Source organism: Psychrobacter sp. TB55-MNA-CIBAN-0194 (genome assembly GCF_040309505.1).
In the GTDB taxonomy this organism is placed as follows: Bacteria; Pseudomonadota; Gammaproteobacteria; order Pseudomonadales; family Moraxellaceae; genus Psychrobacter; species Psychrobacter fozii.
The window spans coordinates 272,237-292,116 of the sequence record NZ_JBEOOW010000004.1 but is presented as its reverse complement, the minus strand read 5'-3'; the positions used below and the strand labels follow the sequence as shown (position 1 = coordinate 292,116).

19 protein-coding genes are annotated in these 19,880 nt (G+C 43.6%); 6 read left to right on the top strand and 13 right to left on the bottom strand.

Features of this window, described 5'->3' with window-relative positions; translation table 11 throughout:
* Positions 1 to 74: 74 nt before the first annotated feature.
* The 8 genes from AAEY75_RS06935 to AAEY75_RS06900 form a co-directional block, all read right to left on the bottom strand.
* Positions 75 to 821: a pyridoxine 5'-phosphate synthase gene (locus AAEY75_RS06935; RefSeq protein ID WP_352259188.1), complete on the bottom strand. Its 747-nt coding sequence runs from the start codon at positions 819 to 821 to the stop codon at positions 75 to 77.
* Positions 822 to 871: 50 nt separating this feature from the next.
* Positions 872 to 1,753 carry an N-acetylmuramoyl-L-alanine amidase gene (locus AAEY75_RS06930; protein ID WP_352259187.1) on the bottom strand — a complete coding sequence of 294 codons (882 nt, stop codon included), beginning with the start codon at positions 1,751 to 1,753 and terminating at the stop codon, positions 872 to 874.
* A 213-nt stretch (positions 1,754 to 1,966) separates the two neighbouring features.
* Positions 1,967 to 2,395, bottom strand: a complete 429-nt coding sequence (locus AAEY75_RS06925; protein WP_352259186.1) for a hypothetical protein — start codon at positions 2,393 to 2,395, stop codon at positions 1,967 to 1,969.
* Between the two features lie 126 nt (positions 2,396 to 2,521).
* Positions 2,522 to 3,292, bottom strand: coding sequence for an MOSC domain-containing protein (locus tag AAEY75_RS06920; protein ID WP_502944382.1), 771 nt, complete (start codon positions 3,290 to 3,292; stop codon positions 2,522 to 2,524).
* 225 nt (positions 3,293 to 3,517) lie between these two features.
* Entirely contained in the window at positions 3,518 to 3,931 is a 414-nt protein-coding gene (gene rsfS, locus AAEY75_RS06915; RefSeq protein WP_110921901.1) for a ribosome silencing factor, read from the bottom strand.
* Between the two features lie 141 nt (positions 3,932 to 4,072).
* Positions 4,073 to 5,005 (bottom strand): nicotinate-nicotinamide nucleotide adenylyltransferase, encoded by a 933-nt coding sequence (locus tag AAEY75_RS06910; protein ID WP_352259185.1) that lies wholly within the window; start codon positions 5,003 to 5,005, stop codon positions 4,073 to 4,075.
* 226 nt (positions 5,006 to 5,231) lie between these two features.
* Positions 5,232 to 7,379 carry a phosphate acetyltransferase gene (gene pta / locus AAEY75_RS06905; protein ID WP_110921899.1) on the bottom strand — a complete coding sequence of 716 codons (2,148 nt, stop codon included), beginning with the start codon at positions 7,377 to 7,379 and terminating at the stop codon, positions 5,232 to 5,234.
* A 187-nt stretch (positions 7,380 to 7,566) separates the two neighbouring features.
* The gene (locus AAEY75_RS06900) at positions 7,567 to 8,796 is read right to left on the bottom strand and encodes an acetate/propionate family kinase (RefSeq protein ID WP_352259184.1); all 1,230 of its coding nucleotides are present in this window, start codon (positions 8,794 to 8,796) and stop codon (positions 7,567 to 7,569) included.
* Positions 8,797 to 9,440: 644 nt separating this feature from the next.
* Here AAEY75_RS06900 and lptM point away from each other — a divergent pair.
* The 4 genes from lptM (at position 9,441) to AAEY75_RS06880 (ending at position 13,476) form a co-directional block, all read left to right on the top strand.
* Positions 9,441 to 9,740: an LPS translocon maturation chaperone LptM gene (lptM, locus tag AAEY75_RS06895; RefSeq protein WP_352259183.1), complete on the top strand. Its 300-nt coding sequence runs from the start codon at positions 9,441 to 9,443 to the stop codon at positions 9,738 to 9,740.
* A 62-nt stretch (positions 9,741 to 9,802) separates the two neighbouring features.
* Complete coding sequence (gene lysA, locus AAEY75_RS06890; RefSeq protein ID WP_197215709.1) at positions 9,803 to 11,134, top strand: diaminopimelate decarboxylase; 1,332 nt, start codon at positions 9,803 to 9,805, stop codon at positions 11,132 to 11,134.
* Between the two features lie 363 nt (positions 11,135 to 11,497).
* Positions 11,498 to 12,385: a diaminopimelate epimerase gene (gene dapF, locus AAEY75_RS06885; protein ID WP_110921895.1), complete on the top strand. Its 888-nt coding sequence runs from the start codon at positions 11,498 to 11,500 to the stop codon at positions 12,383 to 12,385.
* Between the two features lie 47 nt (positions 12,386 to 12,432).
* Positions 12,433 to 13,476, top strand: coding sequence for a tyrosine recombinase XerC (locus tag AAEY75_RS06880; RefSeq protein ID WP_352259182.1), 1,044 nt, complete (start codon positions 12,433 to 12,435; stop codon positions 13,474 to 13,476).
* Between the two features lie 35 nt (positions 13,477 to 13,511).
* Here AAEY75_RS06880 and AAEY75_RS06875 read toward each other — a convergent pair whose 3' ends face one another.
* The gene (locus tag AAEY75_RS06875) at positions 13,512 to 14,408 is read right to left on the bottom strand and encodes a nitrilase-related carbon-nitrogen hydrolase (RefSeq protein ID WP_197215713.1); all 897 of its coding nucleotides are present in this window, start codon (positions 14,406 to 14,408) and stop codon (positions 13,512 to 13,514) included.
* Between the two features lie 314 nt (positions 14,409 to 14,722).
* On the opposite strand from AAEY75_RS06875, the gene AAEY75_RS06870 reads away from it, so the two are divergent.
* Entirely contained in the window at positions 14,723 to 16,387 is a 1,665-nt protein-coding gene (locus AAEY75_RS06870; protein WP_352259181.1) for an RNA polymerase factor sigma-54, read from the top strand.
* Between the two features lie 371 nt (positions 16,388 to 16,758).
* Positions 16,759 to 17,139 carry a ribosome hibernation-promoting factor, HPF/YfiA family gene (gene hpf, locus AAEY75_RS06865; RefSeq protein ID WP_197099730.1) on the top strand — a complete coding sequence of 127 codons (381 nt, stop codon included), beginning with the start codon at positions 16,759 to 16,761 and terminating at the stop codon, positions 17,137 to 17,139.
* A gap of 332 nt (positions 17,140 to 17,471) precedes the next feature.
* Here hpf and thiS read toward each other — a convergent pair whose 3' ends face one another.
* The 4 genes from thiS to AAEY75_RS06845 all read right to left on the bottom strand — a co-directional run bounded on the left by thiS (position 17,472) and on the right by AAEY75_RS06845 (position 19,750).
* Entirely contained in the window at positions 17,472 to 17,672 is a 201-nt protein-coding gene (gene thiS, locus AAEY75_RS06860) for a sulfur carrier protein ThiS (RefSeq protein ID WP_110921891.1), read from the bottom strand.
* Positions 17,673 to 17,765: 93 nt separating this feature from the next.
* Positions 17,766 to 18,140 carry a DUF423 domain-containing protein gene (locus AAEY75_RS06855; protein WP_352259180.1) on the bottom strand — a complete coding sequence of 125 codons (375 nt, stop codon included), beginning with the start codon at positions 18,138 to 18,140 and terminating at the stop codon, positions 17,766 to 17,768.
* Positions 18,141 to 18,186: 46 nt separating this feature from the next.
* A complete protein-coding gene (rpoH, locus tag AAEY75_RS06850) occupies positions 18,187 to 19,050 on the bottom strand; it encodes an RNA polymerase sigma factor RpoH (RefSeq protein WP_197099889.1) in 864 nt (287 codons plus the stop codon).
* A 241-nt stretch (positions 19,051 to 19,291) separates the two neighbouring features.
* Positions 19,292 to 19,750 (bottom strand): sulfurtransferase TusA family protein, encoded by a 459-nt coding sequence (locus AAEY75_RS06845; RefSeq protein ID WP_352259179.1) that lies wholly within the window; start codon positions 19,748 to 19,750, stop codon positions 19,292 to 19,294.
* Positions 19,751 to 19,880 lie beyond the last annotated feature (130 nt).

Genomic DNA, 19,880 nt, shown 5'->3' with positions numbered 1-19,880 from the left:
ATTTGACGATGTTTGGCAAGATTTAGCCCATTGAGATGACTATCGAGTGAATTGAAGACACGCCCTAGTATGGACTAGCCACAAATTACTAAATACTGACGCACCACGTTATCCATGCCTTGCTCCAGCGACTCAATAGTAAAGGCATGACCAATCGACACCTCAGCGATATCACTAAGCGCGAGCAAGTCAGCCAAATTATCCAAATTCAAATCATGACCCGCATTGACGCGGATACCGTTTTGATTGGCTAGGTTGATACAGTCACTAAAGCGTTGCTTGACCTCATCGAAATCAATATTGTCATCGCTCTTACCATTACTGTAAGCGCGCGCCCATTCTTCGGTATACATCTCGATCGTCTGTACATCGCTCTCGATGACCGCTTTGATCTGTTCGATATCAGGGTCGATGAATACCGCACAGCGCGTACCGAAAGCTTCTAGCTCTTTGCTCAATGTTGATAAAAACTCATGATGTGTGATGATGTCAAAGCCATGATCAGAGGTCAGCTGATCATCACTGTCTGGCACGAGCGTACATTGATGTGGCTTTACTTCACGGATAATCTTCAAGAACTGCTCGTTCGGATTGCCTTCGATATTGAACTCAATCTCTGGATAATCCGCCAAAAACGCACTGATATCATAGACGTCTTGGTATCTGATATGACGCTCATCGGGTCTTGGGTGTACGGTAAAGCCTTTGACACCTAGGTCAATCAGCTTCTTCACAAAGGTCAATAGGTTAGGGTAGTCAGTACCGCGAGAGTTACGGATCAAAGCCAATTTATTCAAATTTACACTAAACAATGTGCTCATAGTATTTCCTTTTTCATTGTTGTTATGGACAGATTCTTGGTTGTTAATGGCTAATAAAAATCGTTGGTATCAGAATACTTCTTATTCAATGCCTTTAAAATAGCATAAGTCTCTAAGTCTACCGTTCCTGTTGGGTTACGGGGTCTAAAGTGTAGCTGAAACGCATAGACGACATCGCGACTGGCTTTGTCCCATTCGTCGCTACTGTTAATCTGATAGCCATAATCACGAAATTGCTGCTTCAGTTCAGGTATTGTAGCCGCTGCAAATGTGTCTATATCCATAAAAGCAAGCTTGTCAGCATCATTATACCAAGCGCCGATACCATATTGCTTATACAGCTGCTGCCAAGGGAACTTTGCACCGGGGTCTATCTTACGTGAGGGTGCCATATCAGAATGACCAATGATATTCTTTGGTGAAATGCCATATCTTGCCGTGATATCTTGCACCAGCTCCGCGACTTTTTTAATCTGTAACTCGTCAAAGGCGACATAATGGTCATAAGGATGATACGCCAGCTGGCCGTCTTTTAGGGCATTTTGATATTCAGGCACAATCCCTGCATTGACGATTTCTATGCCGATAGAGGTATCGTTTAATATCGTCCGTCCTGCAAAGCCGCCGTCACCCGCATGCCAAGCTCGTTCATTTTCTGGTACTAAATTATAAATTTTATCATCGTCATTATCTAAAATAAGATAATGAGCGCTGACCTTGCCCGTGGTCAGTGTGTTGATAGATCGGTCATTGTCTGAGACCGTATAGTGCAGCACAATGGTTTTGATGCGTTCGCTTTTGCCAGTGGCTTGATAGGTTTTGCTCTCCACGATGTAGCTCTTGGTGGTCGCTACTGGAGAGGTCGTGGTCACGCAGCCTGATAAAAACATCATGCCAAGAACAGTAGTAAGAAAGACGGTATTTTTTATCATATTATGTTTTGCTTAGAATAAATGATTTCATACATTTTAGTATCAGCCATTATGATAGCGAGAGTGTGACATTAAATCATAGTGGATTTTTGAATCGATAATATCTGCTACAAAAAATCCGCTAGGACTATAATCCGAGCGGAAACCATGATAAATCATTTTAAGTAGTTTGAGTGATGTGCTAAATGAAAAAAGTAATCAATGCACGTCGGACTATCTTCTTCTGAGAGTACCATCTGCACCTTGCGATCCATCTCTGCTATACCAAGCAAAGTTTGCCGTATTAGCACCAGTCTTAGTAATGACCGTATCACCATTATCGACACATGGGCCATAGGTTATCTTTTCCCTGAACTCCATCTTATCGGCAGTTGCATTCAACAGCGTCAATACTCCGCCACATTGCAATGAGGGATAGTCAATTTTATATTGACCGCCGACTATTGCAAGCTTGATAGTCCAACTTTCCTCAATGTCGTATTGGTAACCTTGACCCTCCCATATACCTTGAAAGCTATTGGTAGCTGATAAGGCCTGTAGATTTGAGTTCGCCTTAACCTTAGCAGTGTCGGACATCGCGATTTGGCTACAAGCGCTTAATGCCAAGATGGGGATGGTCAGTAATAGTTTTCTATTAAACACTGATGGCTCCATAATAATATTGACGTTCTATATAAATAATAATGAAACCACTAGCAGTTGTACATCAATAATGTTTTGTCATCATTCATAAAATGAAAGCTTGGCCGTATTTATCAGGGTCAGGTTTTATGGTTTTTGAACCTTCTTAGCCAAGACCTTTTTCCAACTATCTTCCAAACACTTAATCGCGAGCCATGGCTCAAGCAACTCTGCATCATATTTTTCTTTAGAATTGGCCAGTTGCCATAACTTTTCGAGCGTTGCAAACGGATAGGGGCGCTCGACTAAGTAAACTGGTAAATCCGCATTAATCAGACCATCACGTACGACTTGAAAGTACCAGCCAGAGATACCTTGTTTGCTGACCCATGCCGCGATATTTGGCACTTTGGTAAACTGTCCGATTTGGTCATTGATTTTGTAGCAGGGGCGACGCGGTTGAACGATGCGTAGCTGGACACTATCATCATTACTATTGTCTTGACCGTTCTCAAAATGTCCACCGTACTGAAAAACATCGCCAATGCAAACCGTAGACTCAGTCATTTCAGGCAGGCCATTGACAGCTTCGGTCGTGAGGTTTTCGCCCAATGTACCGACACGTACCTTTAGGCCAAACGCTGCATTGATTCTTTCATAAGTCGCAGGTGCCAGTTGATGCACGGCTTTTAGCGGGCCACCATGATGTTTGCGATCGGCTTGCTCATCAGTGGCGAGGCCCATGAAGTTGACAGCAACAGGCGCTTTGATTGGCGCTTTATCGATGGCACTCATTTCTTCACGGGCGAATGGCATCGCTTTACCAGCGCGGACGCAGGTTAAGTTGGCGATATGTAGTGGCAGGTCTTGGTTAAAGTCGGGCTTGCTTTGTGCCGTTGCTGGTAACGTAGATATCATCGGTTCTGTGCTCATAAGCCGCTCTGATGGTTGGTTATTTTTTAGGCAGTAATGCTGACTAGTTGCTGATATCTTAGCCTAATCTTGAACCATTTTCAGAATATTTACGAGAACATGTCTTAGACACAGAACCGCTTATTTTTACATAAAAAAAGACCAGAATAATCATCTGGTCTTTTTGGTGGTACGTTTTTCAATTTTGAACGAGTATCGTAATCAACAGTCTTATTTGTTTTTGTTACGACGACCTGCAGTTTTCTTTTCACGTGGCACAGCGACCAGCTCAGCCAACTGCTCTGGTGATGACCATAGGCCTTCTAAGTCATAGAACTCACGTGCTTGTGGCGTCATCATATGGACGACAACTGCGCCCAAATCGATCAACGTCCAATCAGAGTCGATACCGCCTTCACGGCCAAGTGGCATAAAGCCAGCTTGCTTGGCTTCAGCGCCGACACTGTCAGCCATCGCGCGTACGTGGCGCTTAGACGTACCATCAGCGATGATGATGCGTTCTGTTACGTCAGTCAAATCTTCTACATTCATCACGGTGATGTTTTTTGCTTTCATGTCGTCTAGAGCAGTTTCAACAACGGCTAAGCATTCTTTTAAGCGTTCTTCGGTCATGGTGTTGGTCATAAATTTTGATCTCTTGAATCGTAAATATTAAAAATAAAAAGGTAAATCGTCAATTTGCATGCGTTGGCATTGTCGAATGAACTAGATGTCGCCCGTCACATATACAGACAGGATAGGCAAAGTGACAAAGATAAGGCGATTTTAACGGAATTGAGCAGCAGAATATAGCTGATGGGCGATAATATATTGATAAACAGCAGGATTTAGCCATTTAGCTAATGGATTAAGTTCAGTATTGCACATGATATCATTTATTGGTTGCAAAGATGCGATTTGCATTTCGGCAGTATGCTTTATATTTAATGCGTGAGGGATTTTCTGAAGTTTTTGACGTACTTGCGTGCTGGATACGGCAGTCACAGGACGCGGGTCTATATAAATGTGACCTTGATAGTTATTTTTTAGAGCGCTTTTATTTACCAGTGCTTGAGCATTGGCCATTATCAATTCAGTCGGTGAGTCGATTACCAGACATTGTAGCGCCGCGGGTAGTTGTGACTGCAATTCAGCCATGTCTTGCGTTATGTGATTTTCGTCTACTAAATTTTTCGTATTTTCGGCAAAACTGTTATTTTTAACATTAACATTAACATTAACATTAACATCAGATAGGCTGTCACGATTAAAAATCCACAGATTGACGTAGTCGGTCAGCCCAAGTCCTTCTTTCCATTTGGTCAAACTCAGTGCACTGTCCATGCCAATGATGAATATTAAACGGTCATGCGGATAGCGCTGTCGTAACGTACGCACGCTATCGATCGTATAAACAGGTGGCGCTTGCCACAGTTCAAGTTCATCTATCTGTATTGGAGTATTGATTGTCGCCAGTTTTAACATGGCCAAACGATGCTTGGGATCGGTGCTTTGCTTTTTAAAAGGCGAGCGAGCATTGGGCAACAATGACACATGTAGGTCGCGCTGTTGCTGCTTCGCTATCGGCAATAAGTGCTGATAAACGTACATCGCTATTTGCAAATGACCCTTATGCACAGGATCAAATGAGCCACCAAGATAAGCACGGATGGCAGGTGTAGGGTGTTGAGTCTGTTTATGGTTAGTTATATTAAGCATAAATTGTCGGTCATATTAGGTATAAATAACGAGGTCAAATGGCTGGTAAGAAAAACGTGATGGTGGATTCAAAAGAAACGATAGCGCTATTGTAGTGGGCGGGTCAGCTTCTGTCATTAAAACGGTAATAAAAAGCCGACTATCATAGTGACAGTCGGCTTAGTTGTATATTGCTAATCACCAAAATTTTAATCAGCAAATTTCTTATCAATAAACAGTGTGACGATTAAATCAAATCGCTATGTGCCTGAATAGCAGTCAGCGCGATGGTATAGACAATATCGTCAACCAATGCACCACGTGACAAATCGTTTACTGGCTTATTCAAACCTTGTAGCATCGGCCCAACACTGATGACGTTGGCACTACGTTGTACCGCTTTATACGTGGTGTTACCCGTATTGAGATCTGGGAAGATAAAGACGTTGGCTTGTCCGGCAACGGGTGAATCAGGTGCTTTTTGTTTGCCCACACTCATGACCGATGCGGCGTCATACTGTAGTGGGCCATCAACAGCAAGCGTCGGCTCACGTTCACGAACGATTTGGGTCGCTCGGATGACTTTTTCGACATCCGCGCCCGTACCTGATGAGCCAGTAGAGTAGCTGATCATTGCCACTTTTGGTTCGATACCAAATGCTGCTGCAGACTGGGCAGATTGGATAGCGATTTCAGCCAGCTCTTCCGCCGTTGGGTCAGGGTTGATGGCGCAATCACCATACACCACGACTTGCTCAGGTAGCAGCATAAAGAAGATCGAAGATACCAATGAATACTGCGGTGCAGTCTTAATCAACTGGAATGCTGGGCGTACGGTGTTGGCAGTCGTGTGCACAGCACCTGAGACCAATCCATCCACTTCACCCATCTGTAGCATGATAGTACCTAAGAATACGGTGTCTTCAAGCTGTTCAGCAGCGACCAGTTCGGTTGTTTTGCCTTTACGACGTTCAACGACCGCAGCGATATACTTGCTCATATCAAGCGTGTCAGGATCCATAATCTCAATGCCTTCTGGCAAGATTAAGTCGCGATTTTTGGCAACTTGTTCCACTTCGCTGCGTTTTGCGAGCAGTACACAGTCAGCGATGCCGCGGCTTTGACAGATACAGGCAGCTTCTACCGTACGTGGTTCAGCACCTTCTGGTAATACAATGCGTTTCTTAGCTGCTTGTGCTTTTTTGACCACTTGATGGCGGAAAGCGGCAGGCGATAGGCGCGGCTGATGGTCATGGCTAAAGTATTCTTTAATCCAGCTTAGATTTAAGTGCGCGGCCACATAGCGCGTGACTTCTTGTGCACGCTCGATATCATCGTTTGGAATCTCAGCACTCATGTGCATCAAGCTCTGTACGGTCTCAAAGCTATCTGTTTCAACACTCATGACAGGAATACCTGTTTTGAGTGCAGATTGCCATAGCTCAGCGACGGTCGCATTTGGTGAGACACCACCAGTCAGTACCAGACCTGCTAACGGAATACCATTGATACAAGCCAAGGCTGCGGCAAGTAACAAGTCATCACGATCGCCAGGTACGACAATGAGCGTACCACGTTTGAATACTTCATCAACGCGTGCGACTGAGCGAGCTGTCAAACTAATATGATTGATACGGCGTGTCTTCGCTTCACCGACATTTAACCAAGTAGCATCCAGCTCTGCAGCGATATCCCACGTACGGGGTACTGACAATGAATCGCTAAAAGGTACCACGCCGATTAGACGGAAACGATCGGTATCAAAATGCGGTGACAGGCGTTGTACTTCTTGCATGAACCCAGCATCCAAGCTGACCATGGCTTCACCCGGTGCTACTGGCTGAGTGTCAAAGGTATTTGGCACATCATGCACACGCATCAAGATGCAGCCTAAAGTACGCTCATGCGCGATACCGCCAAATTCACGAGCATGCACATCCAGCTTATCGGCTAAATGAGCTGGGTTTTTGGTATCGACTGTACTCACAAAGATGATTTTGGCATCTAAAGCGTGGGCAATAGCGCGGTTAATTTGTGAGGCATAAGAGGCTTCAGTAGTGGGTACTAAACCTTCACAAATCACGACGTCTTGGTCATCACCGATGCTATGGAAGTTTTCGATCACTTCTTCCATCAATTCATCAAGGTTACCATCACCAATCATACGCTCAACGCGCTGACGGTTGATAGATTTAGGCGGTGTTAGACCGAATGCGTGCATGGTTAATGCGCTTGAGCTGTCTAGGCTGTTTTGCTTATCGAGCGTATCATCTTGCAGAAATGGCTTCATAAAACCGGCTTTGACGCCGTTATAATCGAGCGCACGAATGAGACCTAGCGCTGCTGATGTCAGGCCGATACCGCGACTAATAGGTACAAGTAAAATGGTTTGCATAGCATATCCTACTATTTATTTTATTATATCCGTGAGAGAGGTGTTGCTGACTGGCTAAAATGATGGCTGCTGCTTTCGCTTGCAGTGATTGGTCAGTAGAGCAGTTACTTAAAGGCTTATGTCATATAAAAATATTTATACGACATAAGCCCCTAAATAAGCATCACTGTAATAGCCGAGCTATTTTCTATTTTAGACCTAATGCTTGGCGGGTTTCTTTAGCGATTTGGCATTCTTCATCAGTTGGGACAACCCATAGCTCGATGCTACTACCTTCATCTTGGAAGCTGCCTTCTGCACCGCCGACTAAATCATCATTCTTTTCAGCATCAAACTTGATACCGAAGTGACGCATAACGTCTAAGATGCGAGCGCGCGTGGTTGCTGAGTTTTCACCAATACCACCAGTAAAGACGATACCAGTAAAGTCAGGTAGCGCACAGCTTAGGCTGGCTAGGTATTTACCGACACGATAGCAGAACATCTCGATGGCGAGTTGAGCGTCTTTATGGCCTTCATTCGCTGCTTGCTCGATCGTACGCAGGTCATTCGACAGACCTGAGATACCCAATAAGCCACTTTCACTATTAAGCATAGTATCGATTTCTTCTAGGCTCATACCCAGTTTACGCTTGAGATGAATGTGCAAGCTAGGATCGACGTCACCACTACGCGTACCCATCATTAGGCCTTCAAGCGGCGTCAGACCCATACTGGTATCCAAGCTTTGACCGTTATAGACGGCAGTCGCTGAGCAACCATTGCCTAGATGAGCGGTCAACCAACCATGTGGACCTTTAGCATCTGTAATTTCGCTGGCACGCTCTGAGACATAAGCATGTGAGGTACCATGGAATCCATAACGACGGATTTTTTCTTCTTCGTATAGTGCTTTTGGAATTGGATAGCGGTAAGCAACTGGTGGCATCGTTTGATGGAAAGCAGTATCAAAAACGACCACTTGTGGGATGTCAGGATAAATGGCTTCAACCGCTTCAATACCCAAGGCGTTTGCAGGGTTGTGTAGAGGTGCTAGGATTTTTAAGCGTTTTACTTCATCAAGTACATGTTGGTCAACACGGACGGCTTTTGAGTACTCACGACCGCCGTGAACCACACGATGTCCTACAGCGACAAAATGATATTGCTCAAGTAGTGCTAGGATTTTTTGTAGTGCCAATTCATGACGACCACCAGGGATGGTAATCTCAAGTTTTTCGCCGTTTAAAGTAGTATGTTTGATACGAGCGGTATCAAGCCCCAAGTTTTCGGCAAGACCGGTAATACGAGTGGATTCGTCTTCGCTGATTAGCGCATATTTGATAGAAGATGAACCACAGTTGAGAACCAAAGTAGGGTTGATAAGTTTTGATCTGCCAGTATTACGATCATTAAAGATGGGGGTGCTATCGCTCATGCTCTATCCTTAGATTATGTTTTTTGACAAGGGGTGAATCATAGCGGATTAATTTCCGCCGAACAAACAAAAATCAGCAGACCTTTCATAAAAATGAAATAAGCGATATCACGCTTACAGGTCTACCAATAAATCCCTACTCGTCACTTTGTTTGGTTGCTTCTAGCAATCCATCAAAGCGATATTTTCGGAGTATAATGTAACACAATTAGTATCTTATACCACAGTAACTATAAGGTTTAAGATTGAACATCGTCAAGCACTGTTACACCTGTGCACCGAATATAGCCATCAAATAGTAAGTGCTATAAAGGCAAGATTGCCCACAATAAAAATTGTAAGAAAGTTTTTCAAAATGTGTTTAGCCGTGTTTTGCACCATAAAACCGTGTTTCACACACAACAATTGCCATATAAATTGTGTCGGTTTTTCACAATTTACCAAATAATACGTATCAATTATTATCGTCATAAGCCGTATTTATAAATCATAAAGTTAGCAAAATTATTGGTCAATCACCCTCAAGAGGCTTACTGCTTTACTGATACAATGCTATGCTTACATAGATTATAATATTTTGAATATTTCAGTCGTAAACGTCATGTTTTCAATCATATTCACACTGCTGCAAGGTTATTTGCCCTATGCTTACTATACGCCGTGTTTCAAACACTGAGTGCAATTCTCATTTATCTATTAACGCCAGTTGCCGAGCCATTTCTACATTGATTATCGGTAGTGCGGTCATGTTCGGGTTAACGGGCTGTGGGCAAAAGGGCGACCTCTATCTAGCCGATTCCAATAGCTCAAAGGCGGCAGGGTCAGAGATGCTGTCTAATGCTGGAGAGTCAAACAATGCAGCATCGGCAAGTAATGATAAACAGAACGCTCGCTATTTAGAGCAAGTACTATCAGATGTGAACGAAGATTCTAACGATTATTAATCGTATAAGAGCATCAATAATTCCGAATAAATTTACCTGATTTAACGAGAGATATAACCACAATGACTACAGTAACGACCCAAACAGAACAAGGGCTATATATTAACCCTGAAGCCTTAACTGCTCATTTGCCTGCGCTGAATTATCGCAACGATGCCTTACATATGGAGCAGGTCAGTATAACTGAATTGGTCGATTGCTATGATACGCCATGCTATGTCTACTCAAAGCAGGCGATATTGGATGTTTATCAGGCTTATACCGATAGCTTTGCCAGTCTAAAACATCAGGTATGTTATGCCGTTAAAGCTAACTCTAATCTTGCGGTGCTCGGTGTTTTGGCTCAGGCAGGTGCAGGATTTGATATTGTCTCACGTGGTGAGTTGATGCGAGTATTAGCTGCAGGTGGCGATGCTGCACGCGTTGTATTCTCAGGTGTTGGCAAAACTTATGGTGATATCGAGTATGCACTTACCCAAGGTATCGGTTGCTTTAACGTCGAGTCTATTAGCGAGCTGGCTTTAATCAATGAAGTGGCACAGCAACTCGATAAATCAGCACCGATATCTCTACGAGTTAACCCTAATGTCGATGCCAAGACTCATCCTTATATCTCAACCGGTTTAAAAGACAATAAGTTCGGTATAACCCACGAAGACGCTGTCGCTGTCTATGAGCAAGCCGCCGCGTTGTCGCATATTGATATTGTCGGTATTGATTGTCATATTGGCTCACAGTTGACGGAAGTAGAGCCATTCGTTGCTGCATTAGACAAAGTAATTGAGTTGATACATACCCTTCGTGAAAAAGGTATTGAGCTGCGCCATATCGATTTAGGTGGTGGCTTAGGGGTGCGTTATATCGATGAGACGCCTGTGTCTATGGATGAGTTTGCTGCTGCATTATTACCAAAACTAAGCGAGCTTGGATTAACGGTATTCTTTGAACCGGGCCGCAGTATCGTTGCCAATGCGGGCGTACTATTAACGCGTGTCGACGTATTAAAGCCTACTGAGCATAAGAACTTCGCTATTGTCGATGCGGCAATGAACGACTTGATTCGCCCTGCACTGTATCAAGCAGAAATGGCCGTGATTCCAAGTGTGTTACCGAGCAAAGGTATCGACACGGATGGTACGCAACCATGGGATATCGTTGGTGCGATTTGTGAGACCGGAGACTTCTTGGCAAAAGGTCGCTTATTAGCATTGGAAGCAGGAGATACATTGGCCATCACTGGTGCCGGTGCTTATGGCTTTACCATGAGTAGCAACTATAATTCGCGTCCACGTGCTAGCGAAGTCATGGTGTCTGATAACCATCATCAGTTGATTCGTCCGCGTGAAACGATTGAATCATTATATGAAAATGAAACATTGTGGCAGGCGCAGTAAGGCTATTAAAGACGAGCCAAAACGGTCGCAGGATTTGATGATTGAAGAGAACCCATTGTGATAATGACAATGGGTTTTTTTATGACTGGATTTTGAGGAAGTTGTTTTTTAATTAAAGCTGTCTCTTAATTGAAGGCATGCCTTTAATTGAAGGCGTGACTTTAGTTGAAAGCAACCCCATTCACAAAAATTAGAGTAGCAAGGAAAACGAGTGCAAGTACTACTCAGTACAAGTATTACTCACTGTAGACTAAACAAATTTGACACCGCTAATCGTATTTTTTGGGATTGGTATTATTATGATTGTATCTGACAGCGTGCTAAGATAAGCCATACATAAAAATAGGATAGGATATCAAGGGTATGCTAATAGAATTTACTAAGATGCATGGTCTGGGCAATGATTTTATGGTCATCGATTTGGTGACTCAGCGCTTAGAATTAACCAAGGATTTGGTACAGTTATTGGGTGATCGTCATTTGGGTATTGGTTTTGACCAATTGCTCGTAGTCGAGCCACCGATGCGTCCGGATGTCGACTTTAGCTATCGTATTTTTAATACCGATGGCACAGAGGTCGAGCAGTGTGGTAACGGTGCACGCTGTTTCGCTCGTTTTGTACAGGCACGCAAACTGTCATTTAAACAGCGCCTACGTGTTGAGACGGCAAGTGGAATTATCACGCTGACCACAGACCGTTATGGTTGGGTAGAAGTCGATATGGGCAAACCCAAGTTTGAGCCAGACGAGATTCCATTTAGCCCAAGAGCCACTACTAAAATCCAAAACGCCTACCATTTGGATGTTAATGGAACACCTGTACAGCTCTATGTTGCCAATATGGGCAATCCACATGCAGTCATCAAAGTCGATAATGTGCTCGATGCTGAGGTTGAGACCTTGGGTAAAGCCATTGAATCGCATCCTGCGTTTCCAGATCGCGTCAATGTCGGCTTTATGCAGGTGATGAATCAACGTCATATTCGTCTACGGGTATTCGAGCGCGGTGTTGGTGAGACTCAAGCCTGTGGTACGGGTGCATGTGCTGCAGTGGCGGTTGGCATACGTGAAGGCTGGTTGGATGAAGGCGAAGAAGTGCGCGCGCAGCTGTATGGCGGCAGTATGATTATCAAATGGCAGCCGGGTTATTCAGTCATGATGACGGGTCCAACGGCCTTTGTTTATGAAGGCGTGTTTAGCCCAGATGGACTAATGGCGCAAGCGGGTATCAAGCCTAATTCTGAGGGCTAAACTCGGATGGCGAATGGGTAAATGCTATGGTCATCTCTAACAGGGCTATGTCCAATAAAAAATGTCAGATAGAGCCAGCATTGGGTTCAGAAGTACAATCAGCAGTTTGGCTGTCAGACACACTGGCAGCCACTATAGAGTCGGACACAGCGTTACGTGAGCTGTTAGCACCAGTGCATCGTTGGTTAAATACTTTATCGGTACGTAATCACTCGCCGCATACCCTAACGGCTTATTTTGCTGGTTTGAACCAACTGGCACTATTTTTACGTGGTAAACGGCTGACATGGACGCGCTGTGACAAGCGCCAATTAGCTCAGCATATCGGTCAGCGTATCGATGAAGACAAGCTTGCACTTGCCAGCGTCCAGCAAGAGCTGTCAGCGATTCGTCATTTTTATGGATGGTTGATTGAAGAAGGGCTAGCACGTATCAATCCTACCACTGGCTACCAGCTTAAGCGTAGCCCTAGACCCTTACCGTCTATCGCAGACGTAGATTTGCTTACTCAATTGCTTGACCAAGAGATTCCTGATACGCCTGAGCAAGCGCGCTTATGGTTACGGGATAAGGCCATGTTTGAGTTGCTCTACAGTAGCGGCTTGCGTGTGGGTGAATTGGTAGCACTAGATATGGCGGATGTAGATCTATCAGACCTACGTGTACGTGTAACAGGTAAAGGCAATAAGACACGCTTAGTACCCTTAGGGATAAAAGCAGCAGAGGCAATTACGCGCTATCTACCGCATCGTAATTTGTGGGTAGAGCAAATGGACACGGCATTGTTTATCAGTGAGAAATTAGGTACGCGCTTATCAACACGGGCAGTGCAGCAACGTCTAAAAGTTGCTGCTACTCGTGCTGGCATCTCGCAAAATATGTATCCCCATTTATTGCGCCATTGCTTTGCATCACACATGCTGTCAGGTAGTGGTGACTTGCGCGCCGTACAAGAAATGTTGGGTCATAGTGATATCAGTACCACGCAAATCTATACCCATGTCGATTTTGCCAAATTGACTCAAGTCTATGATCGCGCCCACCCGAGAGCAACTCATGCTCAACGCGACGATGACTCAAATCAAAAATAAGGTGTGTCGAATATTCAACACACCTTAATCATAACTTACGCTAAACGATGACAGTCAAAGATAGGCATTTTTTGGCGTCCTTGCTGTTGGGCGTGCTGATCTAATGATGCCAATACCATGGCGTAGTGCTTGCTGTCTTCCTGATTAGTAGCTTCATTCAATCCACTATCATCGTAATGGTTGATAACTGTACCATCATAAGCGGTAATCGCCGTGTGTCCCCACGTCTGACGTATATCACCATTCTTGTAAGTATGATCGCCACCTTGTGCTGCACCAATGACCATACACTGGCTGTCCAACGCACGTGCCTGTAGCAACAGCGACCAATGGGCTTGCCCTGTTAGATAGGTAAATGCTGACGGGGCACTTAATATGTCGGCACCTGCTTGACGTAGACGCTGTGCCAATGCAGGGAAGCGCAAATCAAAGCAAACCATCATGCCTAATTGATAGACCGTATTATTTGCTTCGAGTGGTGCAACTACAGTTTGTGTTCCTGGCTCAAAAGTGGCTGCTTCATTATAGCTACCGTGTTTATCCGCCACAGTGGCTGTGAACAGATGAATCTTGTCATAACGTGCCACTCGCGAGCCATCAGGTGCAAACAACTGACTGACTTGGCGTAGTCTACCATCAGGGACCACAATGCCGTCAGGTCGATAAGGGCAGGGTAGCGAGCCTGCTAGTACGTAGACACCATAAGTGCTGGCATAGTCTGCTATCGTCATCGATAGATCGTCAAAGCGCTCTGCAGTAGCAAACTGCTCGCCCATGCTACAGCAGTTCTCTGGTAATACGACAAGCTGAGCTCCTTGCGCCCTTGCATCAATAATCGCCGCTTTTATATCGGCTAAGTTTTTTTCAATATTCTGTTGGCTATTCATTTGGATGGCAGCAGTGGTCAATTGATTGTTCTGTGTACTATTCATGGTTGCGGTCTCAGTTATTTTTAGGTTAATTCGATTTGGTTATTTTGCAGTCGTGTATTTCATGATTTTTCTTATAAATTTTATATGATGATAAACCGATTTTTGATATTAATTATTTAGCAGTTAATGCTGAAATGCTAATATTTATAGGCTTTAATGAGAAAAGCGTAACAATTGTATCTGGCTAGAGTGTAAATTATCATAGCAAAATTGCGCCAAAAAATGCTATCGTCATGTCCTAATAACGTTAAACCACTGGTTTGACCAAAAATATTTGTAGAATATTATCACTACCGGAGTGTAATAAGCCGCCCATGAGTATGTCGTTCGGATTGGCGACCACGCTAAGCACCTCACAGAAACTGACCCCGCAGATGCAGCAAGCCATTAAATTGCTGCAGCTCTCTAGTCTTGAGCTCGCGCAAGAGGTTCAGATCAAGCTGGATAGTAATCCACTGCTTGAACGTATCGAAGATGATGACGATGAATACGAGCATGGCGGCGACGATATTATAGACGAGCTGAGCGACTCACTCACATTGGATAGCTGGAATCAAAGTACTGGCACTGAGTCATTTACTGCCAAATCCGACAGCAACACGACTACCTCTGACTATGATAACGAACTTAGTGATAGCTTTGATAAATTGCAGCAAGCCAATATCGATGATGGTGCCATAGACAATCATGCGATGGATAGTGACGACTATAGTAGCTTTGATAATAGTGCGGATAGCAGCAACTATGCATCGGCGGCTAGCAGTTCAGGGAGCAAAGGTGACGATGACTTTGATAGCTATCAAGGCGGCACCTCTGCCACTATCCAAGATCATGTACGTTGGCAGCTGAACTTTAAACATCTATCAGAAGCAGATATGTTGATCGCCACCTACCTGATGGACTCTATGGATGATATGGGTTTTGTTCGGCTTGATATCGATGAGTTGTTGCAGAGCTTTGAGACCATGGCGAGCTTCTATCAATGGAATGAGTCTGTTGAGCAAGATGAAGTAATGGCCGTATTACATATTATTCAATCTTGCGATCCACTCGGTGTTGGGGCGCGGAATCTCAGTGAATGCCTAGCGATTCAGCTGTCCAAACTTGATAGTAATACGGAGTCTCTAAAAGAAGCGCAAGCACTTCTATCTGCTAGTGAATACTTAGTCAGTAATAATATTAAAGCACTGACCGAGCAGACTGGACTTGCAGCTGAGAAGATCACACCTGCATTAAATCTATTACGCAGCTTAAATCCTTCACCAGGATTATTATTTCATAGTAGTCAACCGGATTACGCACGGGAGCCAGACAGTTACGATATTCCTGATGTGCTGGTCACGCCTGTCCGTCGCCATAGTAGTAATACCACTGCAGGGACAGATGCGCAAGAGGATGGCTGGCAGGTACGGCTCAATCCTGACACCCTGCCGAAGCTAAGAGTCAATCAAGAGTACGCCAACTTAGTCAAACGGGGTGATGATAGCCCTGACAATCAGTATCTGCGTGAAAACCTTACAGATGCTCGCTTGTTTATTCGCAGTATCGAAGAGCGCAATCAAAACCTACTAAAGGTCGCCACCAGTATCGTACGTTATCAGCAAGAGTTCCTACAACATGGTGCGACTGCCATGCAACCACTTATCTTAAAGGTCATTGCAGAAGAAGTTGATTTGCATGAATCCACTGTGTCACGTCTGACCACCAGCAAAACTATCCTGACACCACAAGGACTGTTTTCGCTAAAGCATTTCTTTTCATCACATGTTAGCAGTACAGATGGTGATGTTTCATCGACCGCTATCAGTGCCATGATTAAGCAACTCATCGCCGATGAGAATCCAAAAAAGCCATTATCAGACAGTCGTATCAAAGACAGTTTGTTAATTGAAGGCATCGATATTGCCAGAAGGACTGTAGCCAAATACCGCGAAGCAATGAATATTGGATCGTCTACTCAGCGCAAACAAAAATATTAAACGATGTAATTCAATAAGTTATAAGCACGCTCATATATTGACCAATATATGTCAGAAAAATATAAAAAATAAAATTTTTTGATTATATAGAAACATGATAGAAACAACAGTTATTGTTACACTTAATTACAATTAAATGGCTTGCTACTATCCTAATTTCATGACAAATTAGAGTCATACCAACAACGAAATCTAAGTATCGATTTAGCATTTTTATAGTAGCAATCAGGAGATAATGAAAGGATATATCGGCATTTTACTGGATGTACTGGCTATAAAAGATAGTAGAGCGATTGTTGGTAAAGCAGGGTGATAAAAGCAGGAATGCTAATTCATCTGTTGACTGTAAGTACAAACAAAAGGACAATAATATGAATGTTTCTATCAGTGGTCACCATATCAGCGTTACTGAAGCTATGGACAAGGCAGTTCGTGAAAAGCTTGAGAAAGTAGAGCGTCACTTCGATCAGATACAAAGTATTAAAGTGATATTATCGTTAGACAACAGCGGTGCTAGTGATGGCGGTAAAAAAAGCCATAAAGCTGAAGCGATTATGCGAGTCTCAGGTCAAGAAATGTTTGTTCAAGCGTGTGAAGATGATATGTATAAAGCCATCAACGAAATGGCAGACAAACTTGATAGACAAGTGCGTAAATACAAAACCCGTCAAGAGCGTAAAAAGACTCAGGGTGCTGGACGTGATGAACGTTACGAAGACTTTACAGTCGATGATGTAGCACCAGCCGTTTAATTTGATGAGGTTTGGTAGATATCGTATTTAATGAGTACTGGCTGACCAAATAATAATAAATAGTATAGCTAGCCATATGATTTATATTTGATTCTACTGAACTGAAATCATAATACACAAAAAGGAAAAAGGCCTCAAACGTATCATACGTTGAGGCCTTTTCTAGTACTAGTATCAAGAAAGGAGAGTATCAGTAAGTCTATTCATTAATCAAAACTACTGATAATCTTTTTGAAAGTTTGGTTATAAGCCAAATGAAACCAGTATTCTATTCAACAAATTAAGCATATTACACTCAGTCTATGTAATCTACGATAAGTAAAGTGCAGTGATTAGCCGCCACCAACGGCTTGTACTACTTCGATGTTCATGCCTTCAACGATACGTAGCTGACTCAGCTCGCTCTTTGGGATAAGCTCACCTTCGACTTCTACGGCATAACGGCCTTGGCTAAGCCCAAGCTCATTAATAACCAATTGTACCGTCTGATGAGTGGTCTGTAGATGTTTGCCATTGACACTGATGTTGCTCATAATTGCGCTCCTTAATAATTTAGATTTCCTTGTACTCAAAAATATTAATGCTTGAGTAGATGACATACTCTAGATTGGTTAACTGCGCTTTGATTAGCTGATCGAGTCTTTTGATTTAAATGTCGATACTGCCAACCATAGCCAACCTGCAATCATTAGCATACCTCCGATGGGTGTAATCGCTCCAAACCAAAGTGGTGCGCCAAGTGTCATCGAATACAGACTACCGGCAAATATTATAATGCCAATCTGTAAAAGCCAAGCGGTCGTTTGAGTAATATATCTGAGGCGTATCAATAGTCCTACTAGTAGTAAGCCGAGCGCATGTACTAGCAAGTACAGTGTTGCCGTATGCCACCATTCGAGTTGCTGAGGACTGGCTATGTTTTTCAAACCATGCGCACCGAATGCGCCTAGCGCAACGGCGATAGCCATATTAATCGCCGCAATACCTATCCAATTTAACATGGCACACTCATATTATTTAAAAGCAGTCGCTACTATAAAATAACAGCTATTGAATATCATCTGGCAAAATCACACTATCGATAGTCATTGCATCACGGATTTTGTCCATGGCATTTTTTTCGATCTGGCGTACACGTTCTGCCGAAATAGAGTAGACGGCTGCTAACTCATGCAAGGTTGATTTTTGCTCAGAGAGCCAGCGTTGCTCAACGATATCACGTGAGCGATCGTCTAAGGTTCCCATTGCCGCTATTAATGCTGAAGAATTGTTTTCTTCCCAATCTGCTTCTTCTAACTGCTCAGCAGGATCAATACCATCTTCTAAGAACAATTGCGGTGCATAGCGCCCATCGTCGTCATCACTCGATTGCGCTTCAAACGAGGCATCATAGGACGTAAGTCGTGACTCCATCTCTAACACTTGCTTGCGCGTGACATTTAGGTCATTTGCAATCGCATCTGCTTCTTCTAGCGTTAGCTGATTGTTGGTCTTTTTGAGACTACGTAAATTAAAGAATAGTTTACGGTGTGCTTTAGTAGTCGCTACCTTCACGATACGCCAGTTGCGAATGACAAACTCGTGAATTTCCGCTTTAATCCAATGCACTGCAAAGGATACCAAGCGTACGCCTTTGTTGGGATCAAAGCGTTTTACTGCTTTCATTAGTCCCAAATTACCTTCTTGAATTAAATCGGCTTGTGGCAGACCGTAGCCTGAATAGCTGCGTGCAATGTGAATCACAAAACGCAGATGTGACATCACGAGCAGACGTGCCGCCTCAACATCGCCTTCGTCATAATAGCGATGCGCCAACTCTTGCTCTTGTACTGGCGTCAAGATTGGAATTTGATGGACGGTATTGATATACGCACCCAGATTGACCCCAGGCGCTGATAGATGCGTTGGCATTGCTGGTACCAAATCACGAGTACTGGTATCACCTAGCGCATCCGCATCATAAGGTGGTCGCTGTGCCGCAGCTTTCAATGCTGCATCACGTGCTTCGTTTTTTACAGGTGCTGCATCGTCTTTTTTACTCGTTTTTGCAGCATCATTAGCAGTGTTAGCCATATTCTTGACCTTGATTAAATAGTGACGCAAATAGTAAGATAAAAATATTTATAGTTGTAATTGTAAAGGATAGCGACGCTTAGTTGCTATCAGTTTTGGTAATGATGAAGTGATATATTGTATCGAAACGCTGTGATGGTGTGCTATCAGTTGCCTGTTGACTGGTAACGCTATTGATGGTCAGTAGCAGTCGATTGGTCGTGTCTGTTTGCTTACTTTGTCGACAGAAAGCAGCGATATCTGCTTGTGAATTGGCATCAGTGGCGACCACATACAATGATTCACCAGTTGCGACATCACGTAATGCCACTTTGGTTTTCAGAAGCGGCATTGGACAAGCAAGCCCACGTCCATCGACGAAACGTACAATATTGATAGAGGATTGCTTTGCATCTAATTCGTTATTTGAATCAACATCATTCACCGACAGTAATGCCAATAAGTTATTGATATTTTGTTGCTCAGCACCAGAGAGTTTTTCTGATAAGGTTATGAGGTCAGGCGCTTGGATGATGGTGGACTGGCTATCAACAGACATAAAATAACCCTTATAGATACCAATACTTTGGTTTGTACTACTATTTGTATTATCAATAGTTCGCTTTCAAGCATCGTTAATTTTAAGACTTTTTTGTTGAATACTTTGTGCTTAATAGCGACGTAGACCT